The organism is Amycolatopsis sp. NPDC102522, assembly GCF_055584485.1.
Genome location: NZ_JBVJLY010000003.1, coordinates 335494 through 362477, shown reverse-complemented (window position 1 = coordinate 362477; position 26984 = coordinate 335494). Strand labels below are relative to the sequence as shown.

General features: G+C 68.8%; 23 protein-coding genes and 1 pseudogene. 23 read left to right on the top strand and 1 reads right to left on the bottom strand.

Annotated features, from left to right (window positions below; translation table 11 throughout):
- Positions 1-8: 8 nt before the first annotated feature.
- The 3 genes from menD (at position 9) to ACZ6YV_RS11905 (ending at position 3781) form a co-directional block, all read left to right on the top strand.
- Positions 9-1685 carry a 2-succinyl-5-enolpyruvyl-6-hydroxy-3-cyclohexene-1-carboxylic-acid synthase gene (menD, locus tag ACZ6YV_RS11915; RefSeq protein ID WP_465509577.1) on the top strand — a complete coding sequence of 559 codons (1677 nt, stop codon included), beginning with the start codon at positions 9-11 and terminating at the stop codon, positions 1683-1685.
- A gap of 109 nt (positions 1686-1794) precedes the next feature.
- Positions 1795-3315: a M1 family metallopeptidase gene (locus ACZ6YV_RS11910; protein WP_465509576.1), complete on the top strand. Its 1521-nt coding sequence runs from the start codon at positions 1795-1797 to the stop codon at positions 3313-3315.
- Between the two features lie 22 nt (positions 3316-3337).
- The gene (locus tag ACZ6YV_RS11905; RefSeq protein WP_465509575.1) at positions 3338-3781 is read left to right on the top strand and encodes a DUF3592 domain-containing protein; all 444 of its coding nucleotides are present in this window, start codon (positions 3338-3340) and stop codon (positions 3779-3781) included.
- Positions 3782-3981: 200 nt separating this feature from the next.
- On the opposite strand, the gene ACZ6YV_RS11900 is transcribed toward ACZ6YV_RS11905, so the two are convergent.
- Complete coding sequence (locus ACZ6YV_RS11900; RefSeq protein ID WP_465509574.1) at positions 3982-4812, bottom strand: inositol monophosphatase family protein; 831 nt, start codon at positions 4810-4812, stop codon at positions 3982-3984.
- A 111-nt stretch (positions 4813-4923) separates the two neighbouring features.
- Here ACZ6YV_RS11900 and ACZ6YV_RS11895 point away from each other — a divergent pair, with 111 nt between their 5' ends.
- From ACZ6YV_RS11895 to ACZ6YV_RS11800, 20 genes and pseudogenes are all read left to right on the top strand, one after another.
- Positions 4924-6042 (top strand): glycosyltransferase family 4 protein, encoded by a 1119-nt coding sequence (locus ACZ6YV_RS11895; RefSeq protein ID WP_465509573.1) that lies wholly within the window; start codon positions 4924-4926, stop codon positions 6040-6042.
- Positions 6043-6912, top strand: a pseudogene (locus ACZ6YV_RS11890) (glycosyltransferase). It begins immediately after the preceding gene.
- A gap of 69 nt (positions 6913-6981) precedes the next feature.
- Positions 6982-7752, top strand: coding sequence for an AfsR/SARP family transcriptional regulator (locus ACZ6YV_RS11885; protein WP_465509572.1), 771 nt, complete (start codon positions 6982-6984; stop codon positions 7750-7752).
- Positions 7753-7820: 68 nt separating this feature from the next.
- The gene (locus ACZ6YV_RS11880) at positions 7821-8573 is read left to right on the top strand and encodes a demethylmenaquinone methyltransferase (protein WP_465509571.1); all 753 of its coding nucleotides are present in this window, start codon (positions 7821-7823) and stop codon (positions 8571-8573) included.
- Positions 8574-8575: 2 nt separating this feature from the next.
- Positions 8576-9862 (top strand): geranylgeranyl reductase family protein, encoded by a 1287-nt coding sequence (locus ACZ6YV_RS11875; RefSeq protein ID WP_465509570.1) that lies wholly within the window; start codon positions 8576-8578, stop codon positions 9860-9862.
- A 559-nt stretch (positions 9863-10421) separates the two neighbouring features.
- Positions 10422-10829: an NADH-quinone oxidoreductase subunit A gene (locus tag ACZ6YV_RS11870; protein WP_378238819.1), complete on the top strand. Its 408-nt coding sequence runs from the start codon at positions 10422-10424 to the stop codon at positions 10827-10829.
- Between the two features lie 6 nt (positions 10830-10835).
- A complete protein-coding gene (locus ACZ6YV_RS11865) occupies positions 10836-11384 on the top strand; it encodes a NuoB/complex I 20 kDa subunit family protein (RefSeq protein ID WP_005151847.1) in 549 nt (182 codons plus the stop codon).
- 5 nt (positions 11385-11389) lie between these two features.
- Positions 11390-12163 carry an NADH-quinone oxidoreductase subunit C gene (locus ACZ6YV_RS11860; protein WP_465509569.1) on the top strand — a complete coding sequence of 258 codons (774 nt, stop codon included), beginning with the start codon at positions 11390-11392 and terminating at the stop codon, positions 12161-12163.
- Entirely contained in the window at positions 12160-13500 is a 1341-nt protein-coding gene (locus tag ACZ6YV_RS11855; protein WP_465509568.1) for an NADH-quinone oxidoreductase subunit D, read from the top strand. The genes ACZ6YV_RS11860 and ACZ6YV_RS11855 overlap by 4 nt, the downstream gene beginning before the upstream one ends.
- On the top strand, positions 13497-14264 hold the full coding sequence (nuoE, locus tag ACZ6YV_RS11850) for an NADH-quinone oxidoreductase subunit NuoE (RefSeq protein WP_465509567.1): 768 nt from the start codon (positions 13497-13499) through the stop codon (positions 14262-14264). Before ACZ6YV_RS11855 ends, nuoE begins: the two co-directional genes overlap by 4 nt.
- Positions 14264-15544, top strand: coding sequence for an NADH-quinone oxidoreductase subunit NuoF (gene nuoF / locus ACZ6YV_RS11845; RefSeq protein WP_465509566.1), 1281 nt, complete (start codon positions 14264-14266; stop codon positions 15542-15544). Before nuoE ends, nuoF begins: the two co-directional genes overlap by 1 nt.
- Complete coding sequence (locus ACZ6YV_RS11840; protein WP_465509565.1) at positions 15541-18009, top strand: NADH-quinone oxidoreductase subunit G; 2469 nt, start codon at positions 15541-15543, stop codon at positions 18007-18009. Before nuoF ends, ACZ6YV_RS11840 begins: the two co-directional genes overlap by 4 nt.
- Complete coding sequence (gene nuoH / locus ACZ6YV_RS11835) at positions 18006-19343, top strand: NADH-quinone oxidoreductase subunit NuoH (RefSeq protein WP_465509564.1); 1338 nt, start codon at positions 18006-18008, stop codon at positions 19341-19343. The genes ACZ6YV_RS11840 and nuoH overlap by 4 nt, the downstream gene beginning before the upstream one ends.
- Positions 19330-19872 (top strand): NADH-quinone oxidoreductase subunit NuoI, encoded by a 543-nt coding sequence (gene nuoI, locus ACZ6YV_RS11830; RefSeq protein WP_465509563.1) that lies wholly within the window; start codon positions 19330-19332, stop codon positions 19870-19872. Before nuoH ends, nuoI begins: the two co-directional genes overlap by 14 nt.
- Entirely contained in the window at positions 19869-20717 is an 849-nt protein-coding gene (locus ACZ6YV_RS11825) for an NADH-quinone oxidoreductase subunit J (protein ID WP_465509562.1), read from the top strand. The genes nuoI and ACZ6YV_RS11825 overlap by 4 nt, the downstream gene beginning before the upstream one ends.
- Positions 20714-21013: an NADH-quinone oxidoreductase subunit NuoK gene (gene nuoK, locus ACZ6YV_RS11820; protein ID WP_005151882.1), complete on the top strand. Its 300-nt coding sequence runs from the start codon at positions 20714-20716 to the stop codon at positions 21011-21013. Before ACZ6YV_RS11825 ends, nuoK begins: the two co-directional genes overlap by 4 nt.
- Positions 21014-21025: 12 nt before the next feature.
- Positions 21026-22924 carry an NADH-quinone oxidoreductase subunit L gene (gene nuoL, locus ACZ6YV_RS11815; RefSeq protein WP_465509561.1) on the top strand — a complete coding sequence of 633 codons (1899 nt, stop codon included), beginning with the start codon at positions 21026-21028 and terminating at the stop codon, positions 22922-22924.
- A complete protein-coding gene (locus tag ACZ6YV_RS11810; protein ID WP_465509560.1) occupies positions 22924-24474 on the top strand; it encodes an NADH-quinone oxidoreductase subunit M in 1551 nt (516 codons plus the stop codon). The genes nuoL and ACZ6YV_RS11810 overlap by 1 nt, the downstream gene beginning before the upstream one ends.
- Positions 24475-24477: 3 nt before the next feature.
- Positions 24478-26043, top strand: coding sequence for an NADH-quinone oxidoreductase subunit NuoN (gene nuoN, locus ACZ6YV_RS11805; RefSeq protein ID WP_465509559.1), 1566 nt, complete (start codon positions 24478-24480; stop codon positions 26041-26043).
- A gap of 103 nt (positions 26044-26146) precedes the next feature.
- Positions 26147-26962 carry an alpha/beta fold hydrolase gene (locus ACZ6YV_RS11800; protein WP_465509558.1) on the top strand — a complete coding sequence of 272 codons (816 nt, stop codon included), beginning with the start codon at positions 26147-26149 and terminating at the stop codon, positions 26960-26962.
- The last annotated feature ends 22 nt before the right edge of the window (positions 26963-26984 follow it).

The window sequence follows — 26984 nt, the reverse complement described above, 5'->3', positions numbered from 1 at the left end:
GTCTGCCGGTGAATCCTTCCACCGCGCAGGCCAGGGTGATCGTCGACGAGCTCATCCGCAACACCGTCTCGCACGTCGTCCTCTGCCCGGGCTCACGCAACGCCCCGCTGTCGATCGCGCTCTACGACGCGGCGGCCGCCGGACGCCTCCAGTTGCACGTCCGCATCGACGAACGCGGCGCCGCCTTCCTCGCCCTAGGCATCGCCGCGCGCACCGGGCGACCCGTCGCCGTGCTGTGCACCTCGGGCACCGCGGCCGCGAACTTCCACCCCGCCGTCCTGGAGGCCGATCGCGCGGGTGTCCCGCTGATCGTGCTGACCGCCGACCGCCCGCCCGAGATGCGGGCCGCCGGCGCGAGCCAGGTCATCGACCAGCACCACCTCTACGGCAACGCCATCCGCTACTTCGACGAGCTCGCCGTCGCCGAACGCCGCGCCGGGCAGAACTCGTACTGGCGCGGCCAGATCTGCCGCGCCTGGAACGCCGCTTACGGCGAGTGGCGCTGCGGGCCGGTGCACCTGAACATCCCGTTCCGTGAGCCGCTCGTCCCCGACATCAACGATGACGGCGAGTGGTACGAGTCACTCGAAGGACGTCCCGACGGCGCTCGCTGGACCGAGCTTCCCGACTTCGGCGCGCTTCCCTCGTTCGTGGTGCCCTCGGCGCGCCACGGCCTGGTCATCGCGTGCGACACCGGCGTGCAGGCGGCCAGCGAATGGGCCGAGCAGCACGGCTGGCCGGTCGTCTCCGAGACCGGCGGCATCGGGATGGCGGGCGCGACGGCGATCTCGTCCGGCGCCTGGCTGCTCGGCGTCGAGGAGTTCATCTCGCGGCACAAGCCCGAACAGGTCCTGTGCATCGGCCGTCCGACGGTGTTCCGGCAGGTCCAGCGCGTGCTGTCCGATCCCGACGTCGAGGTCCTGCTGGTCCGGCCCGATTCGGACTGGCCCGCGCCCGCGCACAACGTCCGCCAGGTCGGCCAGTGGTTCGACGAGCCGACCAAACCGGCCGATCCGGAGTGGCTCGCCAGCTGGCAGCGCGCGGACAAGGCGGCGTCGTCGGCGGTGGCCGAGGCACTGGCCGCCGAACCGTGGCCGAGCGGGCTGCGGCTGGCCACCGAGCTGGTCGACGCGGTCCCGGAAGGGTCGCTGCTGGTCGTCGGCTCGTCCAACCCGACCCGGGACGTCGCGCTCGCCGGACGGCTGCGGCCGGACGTCCTCGTGCACCGCAACCGCGGTGTCGCCGGGATCGACGGCATGGTCTCGACCGCGATCGGCGCCGCGACCGTCCACAGGGGACATTCGTACGCCCTGCTCGGCGACCTGACGTTCCTGCACGACGCGAGCGGCCTGCTGACCGGGCCCGCCGAACAGCGTCCCGACCTGACGATCGTGGTGCTCAACGACGACGGTGGCGGCATCTTCTCCCTGCTGGAGCAGGGCGCGCCCGAGCACAACGCCAGCTTCGAGCGTGTCTTCGGCACGCCGCACGGCGCCGATCTGGGCGCGCTGTGCGCGGGCTACCGCGTTCCGCACGTCGTCGCCGAGACGCTCACCGAGTTCCGCGCGGCGCTGAAGCCCGCGCCGGGTCTGCGGGTGGTGGAGGTCCGGGTGGACCGAACGCGCCACCGTGAGCTGCACGCGCGCCTCCGTACGGCGGTTTCCTCCGCGGTGCGCGCTGTCTAGCGGATATCCGTCTCAGTCCAGAGGGTAGGAACCCCTCCTTCGGACGTGTCTCCGTGATGATCATCTGGATAGTTTCGAGCGCGCTGACAAATCCTGGGAGGGATTCGCAATGCGCTTGAAGACTCGCGCCGGCTTCGCCGGATTGACCGCGGGCGTCGTCTCGGTGCTGCTCGCCGCCACCGCGGCCGCCGCACCCGCGCCCGGCTCGATCGGCATCGGTGACCCGTACTACCCGCACGCCGGGAACGGTGGCTACGACGTCGGCCACTACGACCTCCGGCTGACCTATCAGCCGTCCACCGACCTGCTGTCCGGGTCGACGACGATCCTGCTCACCGCGACGCAGGACCTGTCGCGGTTCAACCTCGACTTCGGCCTGAAGGTGTCGAGCGTCCGGGTCAACAACCGGCCCGCGCAGTTCGCGACCTCGACCGACGGCACCGGCGAGCTGAGCGTCACGCCTGCCGCGGCACTGAAGAAGGGCCAGACGGCGACAGTCGTCGTGGCCTACGCGGACACCCCGTCGAAGGTGAAGATCGACGGCTTCACCGCCTGGAAGAAGACCCCGGACGGCGCGCTGGCCGTCGACGAGCCGCAGAGCGCGGCCTGGTGGTTCCCTTCCAACGACCACCCGACCGACCTCGCCACCTACGACATCTCGGTCGAGGTCCCGAACGACGTCGCGGCGCTGTCCAACGGCACGCTCGTGCGCAAGACGGTGCAGCGTCCCGGCTGGACCCGCTGGAACTGGCGCAGCACCAAACCGCAGGCGCCGTACCTGACGTCGCTGGAGGTCGGCAAGTTCGAGGTGAACGAGCAGACCACGCCGAGCGGCCAGCCGTTCATCACCGCCTACGGCGCGGACCTCGGCGAGTCGGCGGGCGCGGCCAAGGCCAGCGTCGAGCGGACCCCGGAGATCACCGAGTTCCTCGCCTCGAAGTTCGGCCCGTACCCCTTCGAGGCGCAGGGCGGTGTCGTCACCACCGGCATCACCTTCGCGCTGGAGAACCAGACGCGGCCGGTGTACGGCGCGAGGGCGTTCCGCTCCGGCTCGAACACCTCGGTCGTCGCGCACGAGCAGGCGCACCAGTGGTTCGGCGACAACGTCACGCTCGGCAAGTGGAGTGACATCTGGCTGAACGAGGGCTTCGCCTCCTACGGCGAGTTCCTGTGGTCGGAGGAGACCGGCGAGGGCACGGCAGACGAACTCGCCCAGTACATCTACGACTCGCAGCCGGCCGACGCCCCGTTCTGGCAGGTCCTGCCCGCCGACCCGGGGGTGGACAAGCAGTTCGACGCGGCCGTCTACGACCGCGGCGCGCTCGCGGTGCACGCGTTGCGCAAGGCTGTGGGCGACGACACGTTCTTCCGGATCCTGCAGACCTGGCAGCAGGTGAAGAAGAGCAAATCGGCGTTGATCCCGGAGTTCATCGCGCTGGCGGAGAAGATCTCGGGCAAGCCGCTGTACGACCTGTTCCAGACCTGGCTCTACACCAAGGGCAAGCCCGCGGTGGGTCCGAACGGGACGCCCGCCGCCGCTCTGCGGGCCGCTGTGGCACCGGTCGCACCCAAGTCCTACCCGCAGATCAAGGCGACCCATGAATTCCTCGGCGAGCGACACGCCCACTGACGGGTAGCGCTACGCTCGCGGCGTGACGGCCAAAGCGGAGCGGGTGAGGCGCATCGGGTGGTATGCCGCCCTCGTTGTCGCCTCACTCGTCACCGTTCTCTGCGTCTCGCTGCTGTTCGCCGCCTTCCGCAACGACAGCGCGATCGAAGCGCAGCTCGGGCAGGCCACCGCGCAGGTCGAGTCGGTGTCGTTCGACCGGACGATCATCAACTACGCGACCCCCGACGGCATCATGCACAGCCCCGCCAACGGCGTGCTCTACCCGGCGGGACTGGCCGCCGGGCAGCTGGTCAACATCGAGTACGACGCGGGCGACCCGGAACTCGCGCGAGTGGCCGGGCGCTCGGGGTCGAACACGCTGCTGCCGCTGGGCAGCATGGTCTTCTTCACCTGGCTGATCGCCGGTCCGCTGCTGTACTGGATCCGGCGGCAGAACCTCCGGTCACGCGTCGAGTCCGCCGCCTGATCACGCGTGTTCCGCGTCCAATCACGCGAGTCCCGCGTCCAATCACGCGTGTTCCGCGTCCAATCACGTGAGTTCGCCGTCTAATCACGTGAGTCGGCCGTTGAGGCACGGGAGCTCGCTGTGCGGAATCTGCGATCACGCGTGATTGAAGGCGCGACTCGCGTGATTGGGGACGTGACTCGCGTGCTTGAAGGCGGAACTCAGTCGACCGAGTCCTGCCACCACCCCAGCACCTCGTCGGCCACGCCCGGAGCCGCGACCAGCAGCGCGTCCACCGGCAGTGCCGAGCCCTCACCGTGCCTGTCCAGCACGACGGCCCCCGCCTCGATGGCCAGCGCGACCGAGCCGGCGACGTCCCATTCGCGGTAGTTGTGCAGCACCGCCGCGGCCGCGTGCCCCAGCGCGACCTGGGCGATCGCCAGCGCCGCCGAGCCGAGCACCCGGACCCCGGCGTGCGCGGCGGCGGCCTGTTCGATGAACCGGCCCATCCCCGGCCACACCCCCTTGCGCGTGAGTTCCGTGCAGACGATCGCCCCGGCCGTCCCGCGACGGTCGGGCAGCGTGATCGGCTTGCCGTTCGCCCGGGCGCCGCGGCCGCGGGCGGCGGCGTAGATCTGGGCGCGGTACGGATCCGCGACCACGCCCACCACCGGCCCCGAAGCGTCGATCAGGGCGAGGCTGTAGGCGCACCAGGGGACACCGGCGACGTAGTTCGCGGTGCCGTCGACAGGGTCGACCACCCAGCGGTATTCGGCGACGTCGGCACCGTGGTCGGCGCCGAACTCGCCACCGACGACGGGGATGCCGGGGAACTCCGCGGTCAGCACGCGGCGGGTGTGGCGTTCGAGGATCCGGTCCGTGTCGGTGACCCAGTCGAAGGGTGAGTCCTTCAGATCGGGCTGGGTGCCCCGGCCCGCGGTCGCGGTGATCACGTCGGTCGCGTCGTTGGCCAGCCGCCCGGCCACTTCGAGGGCCCTCGACAGCAACCCGGGCTCGACGGGTTGCGGCGGCCTTGACGACAGGAGGGTCATGCCTGCCTAGTGTGGCCGAAACTGGTTTCCGGAACACGACCTTGAGATGACATGTCGTCTGTTCCGTTTTTGTTGGCGTGGGCGTCACAACCGGATGCGACAGTGATCGTCGTGCGAGTCGCGATAGTCACCGAAAGTTTCCTGCCCCAGGTGAACGGCGTGACCAACTCCGTGCTCCGTGTCGTGGAACACCTCCGCGACCGCGCGCACGACGTGCTGATCATCGCTCCGGGGCCGGGTCCCGGGGAGTACCTCGGCGCCCCGGTCGTGCGCATCCCCGCCCTCGACTTCCCCGGCGTGAACTCCCTCCCGATCGGCGTGCCGACCAGGACGGTGCTCACCGCGCTGGCCGATTTCGGGCCGGACGTGGTGCATCTGGCGTCCCCGTTCGTGGTCGGCGCCCGCGGGCTCGCCGCGGCGCGACGGCTGCGGGTGCCGTGCGTCGCGGTGTACCAGACCGACATCGCCGGTTTCGCCGCCGCGTACGGCTTCGGCATCGCCGCCCGCGCGGCCTGGCGCTGGGTGCGCCGCCTGCACTCGCGGGCCGACCGCACGCTCGCGCCGTCGTCGGATTCGGTGGAACAGCTGAAGTTGCACGGGATCCCGCGGGTGCACCGCTGGGCGCGGGGTGTCGACATCGAGCGGTTCTCGCCGGTCCACGCCGATCCCGCGTTGCGTGCCGAGCTGGCGCCGAACGGGGAACTGCTGGTCGGGTTCGTCGGCAGGCTCGCGCCCGAAAAGGAGGTCGAGCGGCTGACCGCGCTCGCCGGGATCGACGGGATCCGCCTGGTCGTCGTCGGCGACGGGCCGGAGCTGCCGATGCTGCGGGAGCGGATCCCGGGAGCCGCGTTCCTCGGCGCCCGGTACGGCGAAGAGCTCTCCGCCGCGTACGCGAGCCTCGACGTCTTCGTCCACACAGGACCGCACGAGACGTTCTGCCAGGCCATCCAGGAGGCGATGGCGTCCGGGCTTCCGGTGCTCGCGCCGGACGCGGGCGGCCCGAAGGACCTGGTCCTGCCCGGCCGCACCGGCTACCTGCTGCCCGCCGACCGGGCCGGGTTCGCGACGGCCATGGTGGACAAGGTGAACGACCTGCGCGACGAAGCGTTGCGAGCCAGGCTGGGGGAGAAGGCGCGCAAAGTGGTGCTGGGCCGGACCTGGCCCGCGGTCTGCCAGGAACTCGTCGGGCACTACGAGGCGGTTCAGGGCAAAATCGCGCGCGCGGCCTAGATGCACATCGTGCAGCTCGCCAACTTCTACGGGCCACGCTCGGGCGGGCCGCGGACGGCGCTGCACCATCTCGGCGCCGGCTACGTCGCGAGCGGCCATCAGGTGACCCTCGTGGTGCCAGGGCAGCGCTACACGGACGAGACGCTGCCCTCGGGAGTCCGCCGGTTCTCCCTTCCCGCACCGCAGATCCCGGGCACGGGCGGCTACCGCGCGGTCGATCCGCACCGGGTGCGCGCGGTGCTGAAACGCCTCGAACCGGACAGACTGGAAGTGTCCGACAGGCTCACCCTGCGCGGTATGGGCGGATGGCACGGCGCTACGACACGGTGGTCTGCACGACGGCGTTCGCCCGCGTGGAATTCGACCGGATCGCCGCGCCGAACGTGCGGCGCCTCCCGCTCGGCGTCGACCTCAAGACGTTCGCCCCGGCCCGGCGTGACGACGGCTGGCGGCACACGCTGTCCGGGAACGCGGATACGCTGCTCGTCCACTGTGGACGCCTGTCGCCGGAAAAGCACGTCGAGCGCAGTGTGGACACTGTCGCCGCGCTGACCGAGTCAGGGCACCGCGCGCCTGCTGGCCAGCGCCGACGTCTCCCTCGCGCCCGGTCCACACGAGACGTTCGGGCCGGCCGCGCTGGAGGCGCTCGCTTCGGGAACGCCGGTGGTGGTCTCGGCGTCGTCGGCGCTGCGGGAGATCGTGCGGCCGGGCTGCGGCGAGGCCGTCGACAATCAGGCCCCGGCGTTCGCGGGCGCTGTCACCGAGCTCCTAAAGAGACCTGAGCTGGCCCGGCGCGCGGCGGCGCGGGCGCGAGCGGAGGAATTCGCCTGGCCACACTCGGTGCGGGGAATGCTCTCCGCACACAACTGAACACTTTGTATCTTCTTTGTACAACCGGCATTCATCGTCCCCTCACGCCATCGAGCGAGAGGACGGCACGTGAGGTTCGAAGTACTCGGCACGTTCAGCATCTCTTCCGGTTCGCGGTCGGTCCCACTGCACGGCCGGATGAGAAGAACGCTCCTCGGAGTGCTGCTGGTCCGGGCGAACACCTTCGTGCCGGTCAACGTGCTCACCGAGGCCCTGTGGGAGAGCCGGTGGGAGCCCCGCGCGATGCCGAAGCTGCATTGGCACGTCCACAAGCTGCGGCAGGCCCTGCCCGAAGGTGACCGGCTCGGCTTCGACAACGGCGGCTACCGGCTGGAGGTCCACCCCGGCGAACTGGACGTCGAGACCTTCGAGACGCTCGGAAGCCAGGCGCTGAAGTCCGCGGATCCCGCGCAGCGTGTCTCGCTGATCCGGCAGGCCCTCACGCACTGGCACGGCGCGCCCTACGACGGTTTGGACGTCCCGCTGCTTTCGGACGAGACGATGCGCCTCTCGGAGCACCGCCTGGTCCTGCTCGAAGAGCTCTACCAGGCCGAACTGGACCTCGGGCGGCACGCGAGCGCGGCCGTCGAGCTGGCGGATCTGGTGCGTCGGCAGCCGTTGCGGCAGCGTGCCCAGTACCTCCTGATGGACGCTCTTTGGCGAGCCGGGCGCACGTCCGACGCGTTGGCGGCGTACCGGCGTGCGCGCCGGGTCTCGGTCGATCAGCTCGGCCTCGAACCGGGGCCGGAACTGCGGTTCCTGGAGCGGCGGATCCTCGCCGGCGAGGTCGCGGGGGCCGGTGCGCACCGGGCCCCTGCGTTGCTTCACCGGACCAGGTGAACCTACGGGGCGTCGCTTTGCTCCCGCTTGGCCGAAGTGTCTCAGCGGCGGCGAGTTAGTGTTCAGGCATGTCCCGAGCGAGTCTTGACAAGGATCCGCACGAAGTCGCCGCCATGTTCGACGACGTCGCGGACGGCTACGACCGCGCGAATTCGTTCATGACCTTCGGCTTCGACCGCCGATGGCGCACCATCACCGCGCGGGTGCTGGACGCCAAGAGCGGCGAGAAGGTGCTGGACCTCGCGGCGGGCACCGGCGTGTCCACCGTCGAGTACGCGCGCAACGGTGCTTGGTGCCTCGCCGCGGACTTCTCGGTCGGCATGCTCAAGGCGGGCAGGCATCGCGGCGTCCCGATGGTGGCCGCCGACGCGTTGAGGCTGCCGTTCGCCGACGGAAGCTTCGACGCGGTGACCATCTCGCTCGCGCTGCGGAACTTCGTCGACACCAAGGCCGCGCTCACCGAGATCGCGCGGGTGGTCAAACCGGGCGGACGCCTGGTGATCTGCGAGGTGTCGACGCCCACATTCCCGCCGATCCGGTTCGTGCACCGGAAGTTCGTCCTGCGGCTGCTCACCTGGGTCGGCAGCCGGACCTCGACGAACCCCGAGGCCTACTCCTACCTGGCCGAATCCATGCTGGCGTGGCCGGATCAGCGGACGCTCGGCGAGATCATCGCGAGCGCCGGATGGACCGAGGTGGAGTGGCTGAACCTCACGTTCGGCGTCGTCGCCATCCACCGCGCGAAAAAGCCCTCTGTAGCTCCGCCTTCCTCCCCGCCACCACCCTCAACGGACGAGCTTCGCTCGACTGTAGATTCGTGAGTATGACCCGTCGCAATGCTGACCACGACGCCGAAGTCATCGTCGTCGGTGCCGGACCGGCCGGCTCCACGGCCGCCACGTACCTCGCCCGCGCGGGCGTCGACGTGCTGCTGCTGGAGAAGACCGAGTTCCCGCGCGAGAAGGTGTGCGGCGACGGGCTGACCCCGCGCGGCGTCAAGCAGCTCATCGACCTGGGGATCGACACCAGCGAGGACGCGGGCTGGGTGCACAGCCGCGGCCTGCGGATCCTCACCGGCGAGCTGACGCTGGAACTCGACTGGCCGGATCTGACGAGCTACCCGCCCTACGGCGTCTCGCGGACCCGCCAGGACTTCGACGACCTGCTCGCGAAGACCGCGGTCAAGGCGGGCGCGCGGCTCTACGAGCGCACCACCGTCACCGGCGCGATCACCAGCCCGACCGGGCGCGTGATCGGCGTCGAGGCGAAGGTCGGCCCGGAGAAGACGCCGGTGAGCTACCGTGCTCCGCTGGTCCTGGCCTGCGACGGCGTCTCCGCGCGGCTCGCGCTGAGCGTCGGCATCCAGAAGAACGAGAAGCGCCCGATGGGCGTCGCGGTGCGGCAGTACTACAAGAGCCCGCGCCACGACGACCCGTTCATCGAGGGCCACCTGGAGCTGTGGGACCGCTCGGACCCGCGCGACCCGAAGCTGCTGCCCGGTTACGGCTGGGCCTTCCCGCTGGGCGACGGCACGGTGAACGTCGGCCTCGGCATGCTGTCGACGTCGGCCGCGTTCCGCGGCACCGACTACCGCGCGCTGCTGCGCCAGTGGCTCGACGGGACGCCCGAGGAATGGGGCTACCGCGAGGAGAACGCCATCGGCAAGGTCGGCGGCGCCGGTCTCCCGATGGGCTTCAACCGCACCCCGCACTACCGCGACGGCCTGCTCCTGCTCGGCGACGCGGGCGGCATGGTCAGCCCGTTCAACGGCGAGGGCATCTCGGCCGCGATGGAGTCCGCGCAGCTGGCGTCGGAGTTCGTCGTGCAGGCCTTGGCACGTCGTGAGGGGCCGTCCCGCGAGCGCGCGCTGGAGGGCTACCCGCGCGCCGTCGGGGAGCTGATGGGCGGCTACTACCGGCTCGGCAACGTGTTCGCGAAGCTGATCGGGAAGCCGAAGGTCATGCACGCCGCGACGAAGTACGGGCTGCGGATCAACTCGATCCTTCCGTTGGTCTACAAGGGACTCTCGGGCTGCTACGACGCCAAGGGCGGGGACGGCGTCGACCGCCTCATCGCCGCGCTGGCGCGAGCGACGCCCACTCCGCGCTGACGCCGGGCAAGTACGTGAAGGCCCCCTTCATTGCGCCTAGCGCAATGAAGGGGGCCTTCACGTACTTCGGGCGACCAGGCGATCGACGCGCCCCCGGCCCCCGCTCGCGCCTGCCCGCCCCGGCTCCCACCTGCGCCGGACCACACGTCTGGACCAGTCATGGGTACTCCGAGCAGTGGTATCGGTCACAGGACAAACGTGGTCAAACGGACTCCTCGACTCGATCTTGAGAACGACGTCGCAGGTCACCGGTACCGCACGCGGGAAGAAACCGTACTGGCCGTGCGGCCAAGTTAGGGCAGCCTTATAGCACGGGGCCTAGGGACAAGAATGTGAGTCACGTCCTACACTCCCCCCATGCTTTGTGAATCGCTTCACATCCTCGACGGGAGGCTTGTGAACTATTTCACAAGCAAGGGGGCCGTCATGCACGGCCCGTAAGGGTTGCCTAACCCTCGGCGGTGTGACCCAGGTGACTTAGGGTGCCGACCGAGGGAAGCGGTGAACCCCGACTCGAAAACCGCAGCGGCGCGGAAAGGATGGCGAAAACCCCGTGCTGATGTTGCCCGTGCTTGCCCAGGCCGGTACTCCCACAGTGCCCAACCTGGACATGTACCTCCCCCTGGTCCTGCTTTTCGTTCTCGCTCTCGGATTCGCGGTGCTTTCGGTGCTGCTCGGCCCGCTGGTGGGCCCGAGCCGGCCGAACAAGGCGAAGCTCGCGGCCTACGAATGCGGTATCGAACCGTCGCCGCAGCCTGTCGTCGGCGGCGGCCGGATGCCCATCGCGTACTACATCACCGCGATGCTGTTCATCCTGTTCGACATCGAGATGGTCTTCCTCTACCCGTTCGCGGTCTCCGCGGACGCGCTGGGCATGTTCGGCCTGGTGGAGATCGTGCTGTTCATCGCGACGGTCGGTTTCGCGTACGCCTACGTGTGGCGTCGCGGCGGCCTGGATTGGAACTAGAGAAGCATGGGCCTCGAAGAAAAACTCCCCAACGGCATCCTGCTGGCCAGCCTCGAAGGCCTGGTGAACTGGGCCCGCAAGAACTCGATGTGGCCCGCCACCTTCGGTCTCGCCTGCTGCGCGATCGAGATGATGACCGTCGGCGGTTCCCGCTATGACATCGCCCGCTTCGGCATGGAGCGCTTCAGCGCGACGCCGCGCCAGGCGGACCTGATGATCGTCGCGGGCCGCGTCACGCAGAAGATGGCGCCGGTGCTCCGCCAGATCTACGACCAGATGGCCGAGCCCAAGTGGGTGCTCGCGATGGGTGTCTGCGCCTCGTCCGGCGGGATGTTCAACAACTACGCCGTGGTGCAGGGTGTCGACCACATCGTCCCGGTCGACATGTACCTCCCCGGCTGCCCGCCGCGCCCCGAGATGCTGCTCGACGCGATTTTGAAGCTGCACGCCAAGATCCAGGACGAGCCGATCAACGCCCGCCGGGCCGCGATCCGTGCCGCCAGCGGTGAGCGCACCGAGCTGATCGCCTCCTCGATCAAGTACGCGAAGAAGTGAGCGACGTGCCCGACGACAACACAGACAACACTCCCGAAGTCCCCGAGACCGGCGGCGAGCAGTCCAGTGCCGACCGGCCCGAAGGCGGTCTCGAGCCGCAGGGTGTCCGTCCGGCCGAGCCTGTCGTCACCGGTAAAGAGCGCCAGGGCATGTTCGGCGTGCGCGGCACCGGTGACACCTCCGGCTACGGCGGCGTCCGCCTCCCCGCGTACAACCCGCCCCCGGCGGAGCGCCCGTACGGCGGCTGGTTCGACGAATTCGCCGACGAGTTCTACGCGGCCTTGGCGGACAACAAGATCCCGGCCGGCGCGGTCCTGCAGACCACGGTCGCCCACGGCGAGATCACCTTCTACGTGTCCCGCGAGCACCTCGTCGAGATCGCCAGGACCCTGCGCGACGACACCGGTCTCCGCTTCGAGCTGCTGAGCTCGGTGTCCGGTGTGGACTACGGCGTCGACGTCCCGCAGCGGCTGCACTCGGTCTACCACTTCACGTCGATGACCTACCGCCGCCGGATCCGCGTCGAGGTCACCCTCGACATCGAGGACCCGCACGTCCCGTCGCTGGTCGGGCTCTACCCGACCGCCGACTGGCAGGAGCGGGAGACCTGGGACATGTTCGGCATCGTCTACGACGGGCACCCCGCGCTCACCCGCATCCTCATGCCGGACGACTGGGACGGCCACCCCCAGCGCAAGGACTACCCGCTCGGCGGGATCCCGGTCGAATACAAGGGCGCGGAGATCCCGCCGCCGGACCAGCGGAGGTCGTACTCGTGAGCATCAGCGAGAACACAGGCGAAGCAACCGAAGTCCCCGAGGCTGACTCGCGCGACACCACCGAAGGCCGTGTCTACACCGTCTCCGGTGGTGACTGGGAAGATCTCATCGAGGACTCCCGCCACGACGAGCGCATGGTCATCAACATGGGCCCGCAGCACCCGTCGACGCACGGCGTGCTCCGGCTCGTGCTGGAGATGGAGGGCGAGACCGTCACCCAGCTCCGCTCGGTCATCGGCTACCTGCACACCGGGATCGAGAAGAACTGCGAGTACCGCACGTGGACCCAGGGCGTCACCTTCGTGACGCGCATGGACTACCTCGCGCCGCTCTCCACCGAACTCGCGTACTGCCTCGGGGTCGAGAAGCTGCTCGGCATCCAGGCCCCGCGCCGCGCCGAACTGCTGCGCGTGATGCTGCTGGAGATCAACCGCATCGGCTCGCACCTGGTCTACATCGCCACCGGCGGTATGGAGCTCGGCGCGACCACGGCGATGACGCTCGGATTCCGTGAGCGCGAAGAGGTCCTGCACCTGCTGGAGCACCTCACCGGTCTCCGGATGAACCACGCGTTCATCCGCCCCGGCGGCCTCGCGCAGGACATGCCGGACGACTACCAAGAGGTCGTCAGCGCGTTCGTCAAGACGATGGACGAGCGGCTTCCCTTGTACGACAAGCTCTTCACCGGTCAGCCGATCTGGCGCAACCGGCTCAAGGGCGTCGGCTACCTGCCTGTCGACGCCTGCCTCGCGCTCGGCGTCACCGGCCCGGTGCTGCGCAGCGCAGGTCTCCCGTGGGACCTGCGCAAGACCGAGCCGTACTCCCGCTACGACGAGTTCGAGTTCGACATCCCGACCTCGACCGACGCGGACTGCTGGGCGCGGTACCTGATCCGCGTCGAGGAGATGCACCAGAGCCTGCGGATCATCAAGCAGTGCCTGAAGAAGCTCGAGCCGGGCCCGGTCATGGTCGAGGACAAGAAGGTCGCCTGGCCCGCGCAGCTCTCGCTCGGCAGCGACGGCCTGGGCAACTCGCTCGAACACGTCCGCAAGATCATGGGCCAGTCGATGGAATCGCTGATCCACCACTTCAAGCTGGTCACCGAGGGCTTCAAGGTCCCGGCAGGCCAGTCCTACACGACCGTGGAGTCGCCGCGTGGCGAACTCGGCGTGCACCTCGTGTCCGACGGCGGCACCCGGCCGCTGCGGGTCCACGTGCGCGAACCGAGTTTCGTGAACCTGCAGTCGATGCCCGCGATGGCCGAAGGCGGCCTGGTGGCGGACGTCATCGCCGCCATCGCCTCGATCGACCCCGTCATGGGGGGAGTGGACCGATGACCCAAGCACCCGAACAGGCCACGGCCGAAGAGATCTTCGACGCCGACGTCGTCGCCAAGGCGCAGGACCTGATCTCGCGCTATCCGCAGTCGCGCTCGGCGCTGCTGCCGCTGCTGCACCTCGTGCAGTCGGTGCAGGGTTACGTGAGCCAGGAGGGCATCGCCTTCTGCGCCGCGCAGCTGGACCTGTCCGACGCCGAGGTCAGCGCGGTCGCGACGTTCTACACCATGTACAAGCGCCGCCCGTGCGGCGAGCACCTGGTGAGCGTCTGCACCAACACGCTGTGCGCGGCCATGGGCGGCGACGCGATCTACAAGAAGCTCCAGACGCATCTCGGTTCCGACGAGAAGCCGTTGGGGCACAACGAGACCGCGGGTACGCCGAACGAGCCCGGCTCGATCACGCTGGAGCACGCCGAATGTCTCGCGGCCTGTGACCTCGCCCCGGTCATCCAGGTCAACTACGAGTACTTCGACAACCAGACCGAGGACAAGGCCGTCGCGCTGGTCGACGCGCTGCAGGCGGGCAAGAAGCCCGCCCCGACGCGCGGCGCGCCGCTGACGAGCTTCAAGGGCGCCGAACTGCAGCTCGCCGGGTTCTTCCCGGAGGACGCGCAGCAGTACCGCACGGACGTCGACGGTCCTTCGCAGGCCGTCGAAACCCTGCGGGGCGCGCAGGTCGCGCAGGACCGCGGTTGGACGGCGCCCGCCATGAAGGACGTCGCGTTGCCGACTCCGCCTTCCAACACCGGGGAGAAGAAGTAATGGCAGATCCCATCACTCCGGTCCTCACGAAGCGCTGGCTTTCGCCCAACTCGTGGACGATCCAGTCCTACGAAGCCCTCGAGGGCTACACCGCGATCCGCAAGGCGCTCAAGGGCACTCCCGAGCAGATCGTCCAGCTGGTCAAGGATTCCGGCCTTCGCGGCCGTGGCGGCGCGGGCTTCCCGGCCGGCATCAAGTGGTCCTTCATGCCTCCGAACGAGGACAAGCCGCACTACCTGGTCATCAACGCCGACGAGGGCGAGCCGGGGACCTGCAAGGACATCCCGCTGATGATGGCGGACCCGCACTCGCTGATCGAGGGCTGCATCATCGCCTCGTACGCGATGCGCTCGCACCACTGCTTCATCTACGTCCGCGGCGAGGCGCTGCACTGCATCCGCCGTCTCAACGCGGCCGTGCGCGAGGCCTACGACGCGGGCTACCTCGGCAAGGACATCCTCGGTTCCGGATTCGACCTCGACATCACCGTGCACGCGGGCGCCGGGGCGTACATCTGCGGCGAGGAGACGGCGCTGCTGGACTCGCTGGAGGGCCGTCGCGGCCAGCCGCGGCTCAAGCCGCCGTTCCCGGCCGCCGCGGGGCTTTACGCCGCGCCGACCACGGTCAACAACGTCGAGACCATCGCCAGCGCGCCGTACATCATCAACGGCGGCTCGGACTGGTTCCGCCAGATGGGCCGCGAGAAGTCGCCCGGCCCGAAGATCTACTCGATCTCCGGCCACGTCGAGAACCCCGGCCAGTACGAATGCCCGCTCGGCACCACGCTGCGCGAACTGCTCGACATGGCGGGCGGCATGAAGGACGGCGTCCCGCTGAAGTTCTGGACGCCGGGTGGTTCGTCCACACCGATGTTCACCGCGGAGCACCTCGATGTTCCGCTGGACTTCGAAGGCGCGGCGGAAGCCGGGTCGATGCTGGGCACGACGGCCGTTCAGGTCTTCAACGAGACCGTTTCCGTGCCGTGGGCCGTGATGAAGTGGACGCAGTTCTACGAGCACGAGTCCTGTGGCAAGTGCACGCCGTGCCGCGAGGGCACGTACTGGCTGGCGCAGATCCTGGAGCGCATGGTCGCGGGCAAGGGCACCGAAGAGGACATCGACACCCTCCTCGACGTCTGCGACAACATCCTCGGCCGCTCGTTCTGCGCGCTGGGCGACGGCGCGGTCTCGCCGATCCAGAGCGGGATCAAGTACTTCCGCGAGGAATTCCTCGCGTTGTGTCAGTCAAACAAGCGCGAATTGGTGGGGGCGCAGGCATGACGATCGCACCCGACAAGCCCGGGACGGCCGCGGAGGAGACTCCGGTCCCCGAGGGCCACGTCAAGCTGGTCATCGACGGTGAAACGGTCATCGCGCCCAAGGGCGAGCTGCTGATCCGCACCGCCGAACGGCTCGGCACGGTCATCCCGCGGTTCTGCGACCACCCGCTGCTCGACCCGGCGGGCGCCTGCCGCCAGTGCCTGGTCGAGGTCGAAATGGGTGGCCGTCCGATGCCGAAGCCGCAGGCCTCGTGCACCATGACGGTCGCCGACGGCATGGTCGTGAAGACCCAGCTGACCTCGGCCGTCGCGGACAAGGCCCAGCAGGGTGTGATGGAGCTGCTGCTCATCAACCACCCGCTGGACTGCCCGATCTGCGACAAGGGCGGCGAATGCCCGCTGCAGAACCAGGCGCTCGCGCACGGCCGCGCGGAATCCCGCTTCGTCGACACGAAGCGGACGTTCGCGAAGCCGCTGCCGATCTCCTCGCAGGTGCTCCTGGACCGGGAGCGTTGCGTGCTCTGCCAGCGCTGCACCCGGTTCTCCCGCGAGATCGCCGGCGACCCGTTCATCGAGCTGCTCGAACGCGGCGCCCACCAGCAGATCGGCACGGCCGAGACCGCCGACGTGCTGGACCTGGCCTCCCGGACGACTTCGGGTGACCCGTTCCAGTCGTACTTCTCGGGCAACGTCATCCAGATCTGCCCGGTCGGCGCGCTGACGTCGGCCGCGTACCGGTTCCGTTCGCGGCCGTTCGACCTGGTGTCCGCGCCGAGCGTGTGCGAGCACTGCTCGTCCGGCTGCGCCGAGCGGACCGACTTCCGCCGCGGCAAGGTCACGCGCAAGCTCGCGGGCGACGACCCCGAGGTCAACGAAGAGTGGCTCTGCGACAAGGGCCGGTTCGCCTTCCGCTACGCCACCGCAGACGACCGCATCCGCCGTCCGCTGGTCCGTGACGAGGCGGGCGAACTGGTCGAGGCTTCCTGGACCGACGCGCTGCGCGCGGCCGCGGCCGGGCTCGCCAAGGCACGGGACGGCAAGGGCGCCGCGGTGCTGACCGGTGGCCGCTTGACCGTCGAGGACGCCTACGCGTACTCGAAGTTCGCGCGGATCGCCTTGGGTACCAACGACATCGACTTCCGCGCCCGCCCGCACTCGGCCGAGGAACTGAGCTTCCTCGCCGCGCACGTGGTCGGGACGACGCCGGAAAGCGGCGTCACCTTCGGCGAGATCGAGCGGGCACGCACGGTGCTGTGCGTCGCGTTCGAGCCGGAGGACGAGGCGCCGATCGTGTTCCTGCGGCTGCGCAAGGCGGCCCGCAAGAACCGCACCCGCGTCGTCCACTTGGGACAGTGGACCACCTCCTCGGTCCGCAAGACCTTCGGCGAGCTGCTGGCGTGCGCGCCGGGCAGCGAGGCCGCCGCGATCGATGGCATCGCGCAGCACGCGCAGGACCTCGACGCGGCCTTGACCGCCGAAGGCGCCGTGATCCTCGTCGGCGAGCGTGCCGCCGAGGTCCCCGGCCTGTTCTCGGCCCTGCACCACTTGGTGGAGCGCACCGGCGCCCGGCTCGCGTGGATCCCGCGTCGTGCGGGTGAACGCGGTGCCCTGGCGGCGGGTGCGGCGCCGACGCTGCTGCCCGGTGGCCGTTCGGTCACCGACGCGGCGGCTCGCGCCGAGGTCGAAAAGGCTTGGGGCGTCGAGCTTCCCACTGGTGAAGGGCGCGACACCACCGCGATCCTCAAGGCCGCTTCCGGCAACGACCTCGACGGCCTGCTTGTCGGCGGCGTCGACCCGGACGACCTGCCGGACCCGGATCTCGCCCGCCGCGCGCTCGAAAACGCGAAGTTCGTCGTCAGCCTGGAGCTGCGGCCCAGTGCGGTCACCGAGCACGCGGACGTCGTCCTCCCGATCGCCCCGGCGGTCGAGAAGTCGGGCACCTACCTGAACTGGGAAGGCCGCCACCGCGAGTTCGCCGTCACCCTCGAAGGCACCGGCGCCCTGCCGGACTGCCGGGTGCTCGACACCCTCGCCGTCGAGATGGACGCCGACATCTTCACCCAGACCCCGGCCGCCGCGGCCGCCGATCTGGCGAAGCTGCCCGGCAAGACCGAGCCCGCCACCTTCGAACCGGTCGCCGCGGCCGCCGCGGTCGCGGATGACGGCAAGGTCCTCCTCGCCACCTGGCGGCAGCTGATCGACAACGGTTCGCTGCAGGACGACGAGCCGCACCTCAAGGGCACCCAGCGCGAGGTCGTCGCCAAGCTCTCGGCGAAGACCGCCGAAGGTTTGGGCGCCACAGTGAAGGTCTCCACCGAACGCGGTTCCCTCACGTTGCCGATCGAGGTCGCGGACCTGCCGGACGGCGTCGTGTGGCTCCCGGGCAACTCCGACGGCTCGGCCGTCCGCGCGGCGCTGGCCGCAGGACACGGCTCCGCCGTCAACCTCACCGGAGGTGAGAAGTGACTCCGTTGCTCAGCCAGATGCCGGACGCCGCCGAGCGGGCGGCGCTGCTGGCGGACGACCCGTTGTGGCTGGTCCTGCTCAAGACGGTCGTCATCCTGCTGATCGGCCCGATCCTGACGATCTTCCTGATCGTCTGGGAGCGCAAGGCCGTCGGCCGGATGCAGAACCGTCCCGGCCCGAACCGGGTCGGCCCCGGCGGCTACCTGCAGTCCCTGGCGGACGCGATCAAGCTGCCGTTCAAGGAACAGATCATCCCGGACACCGCCGACCGCAAGGTGTACTTCCTCGCGCCGGTGATCTCCGCGGTGCCGGCGCTGATCGCGCTGGCGGCGATCCCGTTCGGCCCGGTGGTCTCGATCTTCGGCGAGAGGACCGTGCTCCAGCTGGTCGACCTGCCGGTCGGCGTGCTGGTGATCCTGGCCTGCTCCTCGATCGGCGTGTACGGCCTGGTGCTGGCCGGCTGGTCTTCCGGCTCGCCGTACCCGCTGCTCGGCGGACTGCGAAGCGCGGCTCAGGTGATCTCCTACGAGATCGCGATGGGCCTGTCCATCGTGGGCGTGATCCTCTACTCGGGTTCGATGTCGACCTCGCAGATCGTCGACTCGCAGCAGAGCGGCTGGTACTTCTACCTGCTCCTGCCGAGTTTCGTGATCTACCTGATCTCCATGGTCGGTGAGACCAACCGCGCCCCGTTCGACCTCCCCGAGGCCGAATCCGAGCTGGTCGGCGGTTTCCACACCGAGTACAGCTCGATGAAGTTCGCGATGTTCTTCCTCGCCGAGTACGTCAACATGGTGATCGTTTCGGCGTTCGCGACCACGTTGTTCCTCGGTGGCTGGAAGTTCCCGTTCGTGAGCGCGGACCACGCGCTCAACCAGGGCTGGCTCCCGCTGCTGTGGTTCACCGCGAAGCTGTTCATCCTGCTGTTCGGCTTCATCTGGCTGCGCGGCACGCTGCCGCGGCTGCGGTACGACCAGTTCATGCGGCTGGGCTGGAAGGTCCTGGTCCCGGTCAACCTGGTCTGGATCGTCGTGATCGTCACGGTCCGCGCGATCAAGAACTCGGGCGGGCTGTCCACCCCGCAGATCCTCATCGGCGGCGGCGCGCTCATCCTCGTCGTCGTCATCCTGAGCCTGCTGCTGCCCGACAAGAAGGTCCCGGACGACGACTACGTCCCGGTGACCGGCGGCGGGTTCCCCGTACCGCCGCTCGACCTGCAGGTCCCGGAGCACACTCCGCGTCAGAAGGCCCTCGCGAAGGCCGAAGCCCGGGCTGCCAAGCGCAAGCCCGCGGCGGTTTCCAGTGGAAGGGAGGCCGGCGATGGGGATTCTTGATCCCATCAAGGGTTTCGGTGTCACCTTCGGCATGATGTTCAAGAAGGTCGCCACCGAGGAGTACCCGGAGGCGGGCGCCCCCGCGGCCCCGCGCTACCACGGCAGGCACCAGCTCAACCGGCATCCGGACGGGCTGGAGAAATGCGTCGGCTGTGAGCTGTGCGCGTGGGCCTGCCCGGCGGACGCGATCTTCGTCGAAGGCGGCGACAACACCGAAGAAGCACGTTTCTCGCCCGGTGAGCGGTACGGCGCCGACTACCAGATCAACTACCTGCGCTGCATCGGCTGCGGGTTGTGCGTCGAGGCCTGCCCGACCCGGTCCCTGACGATGATCAACTTCTACGAGCTGGCCGACGACGACCGGCAGCGGTTGATCTACACCAAGGAAGACCTCCTCGCGCCGCTGCTGTCCGGTATGGAGCAGCCGCCGCATCCGATGCGGCTGGGCGAGAACGAGCAGGACTACTACGTCAACGGCCCTGAGCTCGCACGTCAGAAGCCGGCCGAGTCGACGGAGGCCGTCAAGTGATCACGGCTCTTCTCGCCCAGGCGCCGGACGTCTCCGCCGGGATCACCACCGGCGAGACCATCGCGTTCTGGGTGCTCGGCCCGCTCGCGCTGCTCGGCGGGCTCGGCATGATCTTCTCCCGCAACGCCGTGCACTCGGCGTTGTGGCTGGTCCTCACGATGCTGTGCCTCGGCGCGCTGTACATGATCCAGCAGGCGCCGTTCCTCGGCTTCACGCAGATCATCGTCTACACCGGCGCGATCATGATGCTGTTCCTGTTCGTGCTGATGCTGGTCGGCCGGGAGAGCTCGGACTCGGTCGTCGAAGTGCTGCGCGGGCAGCGGGTCATGGCGACCCTGCTCGGCATCGGTACCGGTGGGCTGCTCGCCGCGGGTCTCGCCCGCGCGCTGGCCAACGTCACCCCGGCGCTGCCGCGCGACCCGGCGAACCTCGACGGCGGCGGCCCTGGCGGGCTGGGGCGGCTCATCTTCACCAAGTACCTGTTCCCGTTCGAGCTCACCTCGGCGCTGCTGATCACCGCCGCGCTCGGCGCGATGGTGCTCGCCTTCACCGACAGGCACGCCAAGGGCGGCAAGAAGTCGCAGAAGGAACTCGTCGTCGACCGGTTCACCGGGAAGCACGACAGGCCTTCGCCGCTGCCCGGCCCGGGTGTCTTCGCGACCGCCAACTCGGTCGCCACCCCGGCGCTGCTGCCCGACGGTTCGATCGCCCCGGAGTCGCTGTCCGAACTCATCGAGTCGACCTCGGCCGCGCGGCTCGAAGACGAGCGCAAGCAGGTCGCCGGTACGGAAGAAGGCCCCGACGCACACGCTCTCGTGGGCAAGCCTGAAGGGGAGAAAGAATGACCCCGACGTACTACCTGCTCCTGTCCGCGCTGCTGTTCGCCATCGGCGCGGTCGGGGTGCTGGTGCGCCGCAACGCGATCGTCGTGTTCATGTGCATCGAGCTGATGCTGAACGCGGCGAACCTGTCACTGGTCACGTTCGCCCGGATCAACGGGTCGCTCGACGGCCAGGTGATGGCGTTCTTCGTGATGGTCGTCGCCGCCGCCGAGGTCGTGGTGGGGCTCGCGATCATCATGGCGATCTTCCGCACCCGGCGCTCGGCCTCGGTCGACGACACCAACCTGCTGAAGTACTAGGGAGCACCGAGAGTGACCGCATCATCGTGGCTGCTGGTGGCCTTCCCGGCTCTCGGCGCCCTTATTCTCTTGCTGGCGGGTAAACGAGCCAGGGGCTGGGGACACCTCCTCGGCAGTGCGACAGTCTCACTGTCCTTTGTGTACGGCTTGATCCTCTTCTTCACGGCCGACACGAAGAGCATCGCGGACGTCAAACTGTTCTCGTGGATCCCGGTTTCGGCGCTGCAGGTCGACTTCGGGCTCCGGATCGACGCGCTGTCGCTGACGTTCGTACTGCTGATCACCGGCGTCGGCATGCTGATCCACTTCTACTCGATCGGCTACATGGCCGAGGATCGCGACCGTTCGCGGTTCTTCGCCTACCTCAACCTGTTCGTCGCCTCGATGCTGATCCTGGTGCTGGGCAACAGCTTCGTGACGCTGTACCTCGGCTGGGAAGGTGTCGGCCTCGCGTCGTACCTGCTCATCGGCTGGTACCAGGACCGCCCGTCCGCGGCCACCGCGGCGAAGAAGGCGTTCCTGATGAACCGCGTCGGTGACGTCGGGCTCGCGCTGGCGATCTTCCTGATGTTCAAGTACGTCGGGAGCACCGGCTACGCCGAGGTCTTCGGCGCGATCGACAAGATCCCCACCGGCGCCATCACCGCCATCGCGATCCTGCTGCTGCTGGGCGCCTGCGGTAAATCCGGTCAGTTCCCGTTGCAGGCCTGGCTTCCGGACGCGATGGAGGGCCCGACCCCGGTCTCGGCCCTCATCCACGCCGCGACGATGGTCACCGCCGGCGTCTACCTGGTCGCCCGCGCGCACGAGATCTTCAACGCCACCCCGGACGGCCGCCTGATCGTCACCCTCGTCGGAACGGTCACGCTCCTGATCGGGTGCGTCATCGGCTGCGCTTACGACGACATCAAGAAAGTCCTGGCGTACTCCACTGTCAGCCAGATCGGCTACATGATGCTCGCCGTCGGCCTCGGGCCGATCGCCTACGCGCTCGGCATCATGCACCTGGTGGCGCACGGCTTCTTCAAGGCCGGGCTGTTCCTCGGGGCCGGTTCGGTCATGCACGCCATGAACGACGAGGTCGACATGCGGAAGTTCGGCGGGCTGCGCAAGCACCTGCCGGTCACCTTCTGGACCTTCGCGCTCGGCTACCTGGCGCTGATCGGCATCCCGCCGCTCTCGGGCTTCTTCACCAAGGACGCGATCATCGAAGCGGCGCTGAGCCAAGGCGGCTGGCGTGGCTGGGTGATGGGCGGCGCGGCACTGCTCGGCGCCGGGCTCACCGCGTTCTACATGACGCGCCTGATGGTGATGACCTTCTTCGGCAAGGAACGCTGGAAGGAGATCAAGTCCAGCGACGGCCGCGACTTCCACCCGCACGAAAGCCCCGCGGTGATGAAGTGGCCGATGATCGTCCTGGCCGTCGGCTCGCTCGGCGCCGGTGCGTTCTTCGCCCTCGGCGACCGGTTCGCCGAATGGCTCGCGCCGGTGGTCGGCCCGCTCGAAGAGGGTGGCCACAGTGTCATCCCGCACGCGCTGGTCCCGATCCTCACCGTGGCGCTGTCCGTGGTGGGCGCGCTCGCCGCCTGGCTCTTCGTGGGCCGCAAGGATGTTCCGGTGGAACGCCCCGAGCGGGTCTCGGTCGTGGTCAAGGCCGCGCGCAACGACCTCTACGGCAACACCCTGAACGAGACGCTGGTCGGTCGTCCGGGCACCTGGCTCGCCCGCGCGCTGGTCTACGTGGACAACCGCGGGGTCGACGGCGCCGTCAACGGCCTCGCCGCCGCGCTCGGCGGCGGATCCGGGCGCCTGCGCCGCCTGCAGACCGGCTTCGTCCGCTCGTACGCACTTTCCATGCTGGGCGGCACATTCCTGCTTCTGGCGGCACTCCTGCTGGTGAGGTTCTCCTGATGACCTGGGTTCTCGCATCCATCCTGCTGCCGCTGCTCGGTGCGGCGGTCGTCGCCGGGATGAAGAAAAACGACCGCCTGGCGACGCTCACCGCGCTCGTGGTGTCCCTCCTGACGTTCCTGCTGGTGATCCCGATGTGGGCGAGTTACACGCCCACCGGGGACCGGATCCAGCAGACGACCTCGATGGACTGGATCCCGAACTTCGGCATCCACATCTCGTTCGGCATCGACGGCATCGCGCTGGTGATGATCGCGGTCATCGGCCTGCTCGTGCCGATCGTGGTCGGCGCGCTGGGCCTGACCGACAAGCTCCCGGCCGGGCGCTCGGCGGGCGGGTTCCTCTCGCTGATCCTGGTGCAGGAGGCGCTGACCATCGCGGTGTTCGCCGCGACCGACGTCTTCCTGTTCTACGTGCTGTTCGAGATCATGCTGATCCCGATGTACTTCCTGATCGGCGGCTACGGCGGCGCGAACCGGCAGTACGCGGCGGTCAAGTTCTTCCTGTACTCGTTCCTCGGCGGCCTGATCATGCTGGCCTCGGCGATCGGGGCGTACTCGCTGGCTTCGGACAAGCTCGGAAAGGGCACCTTCGACTGGGCCACGCTCGTCACCGTCGTCCGCGACGCCCCGACAGGCACCCAGATCTGGCTGTTCCTCGGGTTCTTCCTCGCCTTCGCGATCAAGGCCCCTTTGGTGCCGTTCCACACCTGGCTGCCGGACGCCGCGGGCCAGGCGCCCATCGGCGTCGCGGTCCTGCTGGTCGGTGTGCTGGACAAGGTCGGCACGTTCGGGTTCCTGCGCTACTGCCTCCCGATGTTCCCCGAGGCCAGCAAGGAACTCGCGCCGTGGGTGCTGGTGCTCGCCGTCGCGGGTGTCCTCTACGGCTCGATCCTCGCGGCCGGGCAGCGCGACATGAAGCGGTTCATCGCCTACGTGTCGATCGCCCACTTCGGGTTCATCGCGCTCGGCATCTTCAGCTTCAACGAGCAGGCGATGGTCGGCTCGGTGTCGTACATGCTGAACCACAGCCTCGCCACCGGCATGCTGATCGTGGTGGTCGGCCTGATCGTGATGCGCGGCGGGTCCACCAGGATCTCCGACTACGGCGGCATGGCGAAGGTGACCCCGCTGCTCGGCGGCATGCTGCTCATCGCCGGTCTGTCCACTTTGTCCCTGCCCGGCACGAACTCCTTCATCAGTGAGTTCCTGGTGCTGCTGGGGTCCTTTGTGGACTACCCGGTGTACACGATCATCGCGACGGTCGGCATGGTGCTGGCCGCGGCGTACGTGCTCTGGCTCTACCAGCGCGTCATGCAGGGCCCCGTCCGCGGTGATGCCCTGATCGGCGCCGGTGGCGGTCCCGGCACGGCCATCGCGCCCGAACTCGGGGCGACCAAAGCAATCAAGGACCTCGGCGGCAGGGAGATCGCGATCCTGGCGCCGATGGTCGTGCTGATCATCGCGCTCGGGTTCTACCCCAAGCCGGTGCTCGACACGATCACCCCGTCGGTGCAGGCGACGATGTCGTCCGTGCAGGGAGGCAAGTAAACCGTGCTCTTCTTGACTCAGGCGCCACCGGTGCAGGTGCCGTCGATCGACTACTTCGCCGTCACGCCGATCCTGATCATCCTCGGGGTCGCGTGTGTCAGCGTGCTGCTCGAAGCCTTCCTGCCCAAGCACATGCGGTGGCCTTCGCAGGTCTTCCTGTCCCTGGTCGGGATCGGGGCGGCAGGCGTCTTCCTGGTCTGGTACGCCAGCTCGTCCGCGCCGAAGGGCGGTGTCACGACCTTCAGCGGCTCGATCGCCGTCGACCGGCCGTCGCTGTTCCTGTGGGGCACCCTGCTGGCGCTGGCATTGGGCGCGCTGCTGCTGATCGCGGACCGCTCGGTCGAGCCGGGCGGCGCGTTCGTCGCGCAGGCCGGTATCCGCCCGGGCACGGTCCAGGACCGCGCGCAGGTCGGCACCACCGGCATGCAGACCGAGGTCTTCCCGCTGACGCTGTTCGCGCTCGGCGGCATGATGGCTTTCGTCGCGGCCAATGACCTGCTCACCATGTTCATCGCGCTCGAAGTGCTGAGCCTGCCGCTGTACCTGATGTGCGGTCTCGCGCGGCGGCGTCGCCTGCTCTCGCAGGAATCCGCGGTCAAGTACTTCCTGCTCGGCGCGTTCTCGTCGGCGTTCTTCCTCTACGGTCTCGCGCTGCTCTACGGCTACGCGAACTCCGTGAAGCTTTCGGACATCGCCAACGCCGCCGCCGGTTCGGACCGGTCGGACACGCTGCTGTTCGCCGGGCTCGGCCTGCTCGCGGTCGGCCTGCTGTTCAAGGGTTCGGTCGGCCCGTTCCACACCTGGACCCCGGACGTCTACCAGGGCGCGCCGACCCCGGTCACCGCGTTCATGGGCGCCTGCACCAAGGTCGCCGCGTTCGGCGGGATCCTGCGGGTGTTCTCGGTGGCGTTCGAATCGACCAGCTGGGAATGGCGCGGTGTCCTCTGGGGCGTCGCGATCCTCTCGATGCTGATCGGCGCGGTGCTGGGCCTGACCCAGACCGACGTCAAGCGCATGATCGCCTACTCGTCCATCGCGCACGCCGGGTTCCTGCTCATCGGTGCGATCACGATGACCGAGGAAGGCCTGTCGAGCACGCTGTTCTACCTGCTTGCCTACGGCTTCACCACGCTCGCCGCGTTCGGTGTCGTCTCGCTGGTGCGGGACTCGAACGGCGAGGCGACGCACCTGTCCGCCTGGGCGGGGCTGGCGAAGCGGTCCCCGGTGCTGGCGGGGGTGTTCACCTTCCTGCTGCTCGCGCTGGCCGGTATCCCGCTGACCAGTGGTTTCGTCGGCAAGTTCGTGGTGTTCTCGGCGGCCCTGTCCGACGGGATGGCGCCGCTGGTCGTCATCGCGCTGATCTTCAGCGCCGTCGCCGCGTTCTTCTACCTGCGGGTGATCGTGCTGATGTACTTCTCCGAGCCGGCACCCGACGGCCCGACCGTCACCGTGCCCGGCGCGTTCACCACGACGGCGATCACGCTCGGCGTCATCGTCACGCTGGTGCTCGGCCTGATCCCGGCGTTCGCCCTCGACTGGGCGGCCTCCGGCGGTTTCGCCCTCAAGTAGTCCTTCTTTCTGTCGCGAAAGGCCCCCTCGCTGTCGTGAGGGGGCCTTTTTCGTGTCAGAGCGACGTCAGGGTGGTGTCAGGCCGGACCGCGATAGTTCCCTCATGACCAAGAACAGCACCGCCTCGACCACCACTTCCACCGCCGCCTGGACCGGGATGCTCCCGGTCGAAGACACCCAGCTGGCCGTCACCGACACCGGCGGCCCCGGCATCCCGGTCGTCTACCTCAACGGCCAGTTCGCGACCCAGGGCTACTGGCGGCGGATCCTCGCCGACCTGGGGTCGGACTTCCGCCACATCACCTACGACGAGCGGGCGCGCGGCAAGTCCGCGCGTTCGGCCGACTACTCCTTCGAAGCCGCCGTCCGCGACGTCGACGCCGTCCTCGCGGCCAGGGGAGTGGAGCGGGCTGTCGTGGTGGGCTGGTCCTACGGCGCGGTCGTCGCGGCGCACTGGGCCGCCCGCAACCCGGAGCGCACGCTGGGCGCGGTCCTGGTCGACGGCGCCTTCCCGTACGACTGGCTCGACGACGCCATGGAGGCGCGGATCCGGAAGCTGTTCAAGCGCCTGAACCTGGTCATGCCGCTGCTGCGCCCGACAGGGCTGGCGCCGCGCATGACTGCCGCGCAGCAGGCGGAGAGCAACATCGAACTCGGCAAGCTCTCCCGGGAGGCCGAGCTGGGCCCGGTGCTCGACGGCATCACCGTGCCGACGCGATACGTGATCGCTTCGGGAACCTCCTTCGGCAGCAAGGGCGACGAGCAGGAACAGATCCGCGCCGGCCTCGACGCGGTGACCGGCCGCAACCCGAACATCAAGGTGAGCGCGAAGGTCGACAGCAACCACGGCGCGCTGCTGAAGAAGGACTTCCCCAGCATTTCGGCCGCCATCCGCGAAGTCGCCGCCATCGGGGAATGACTTGCCAGAGCGCATCGGGCAG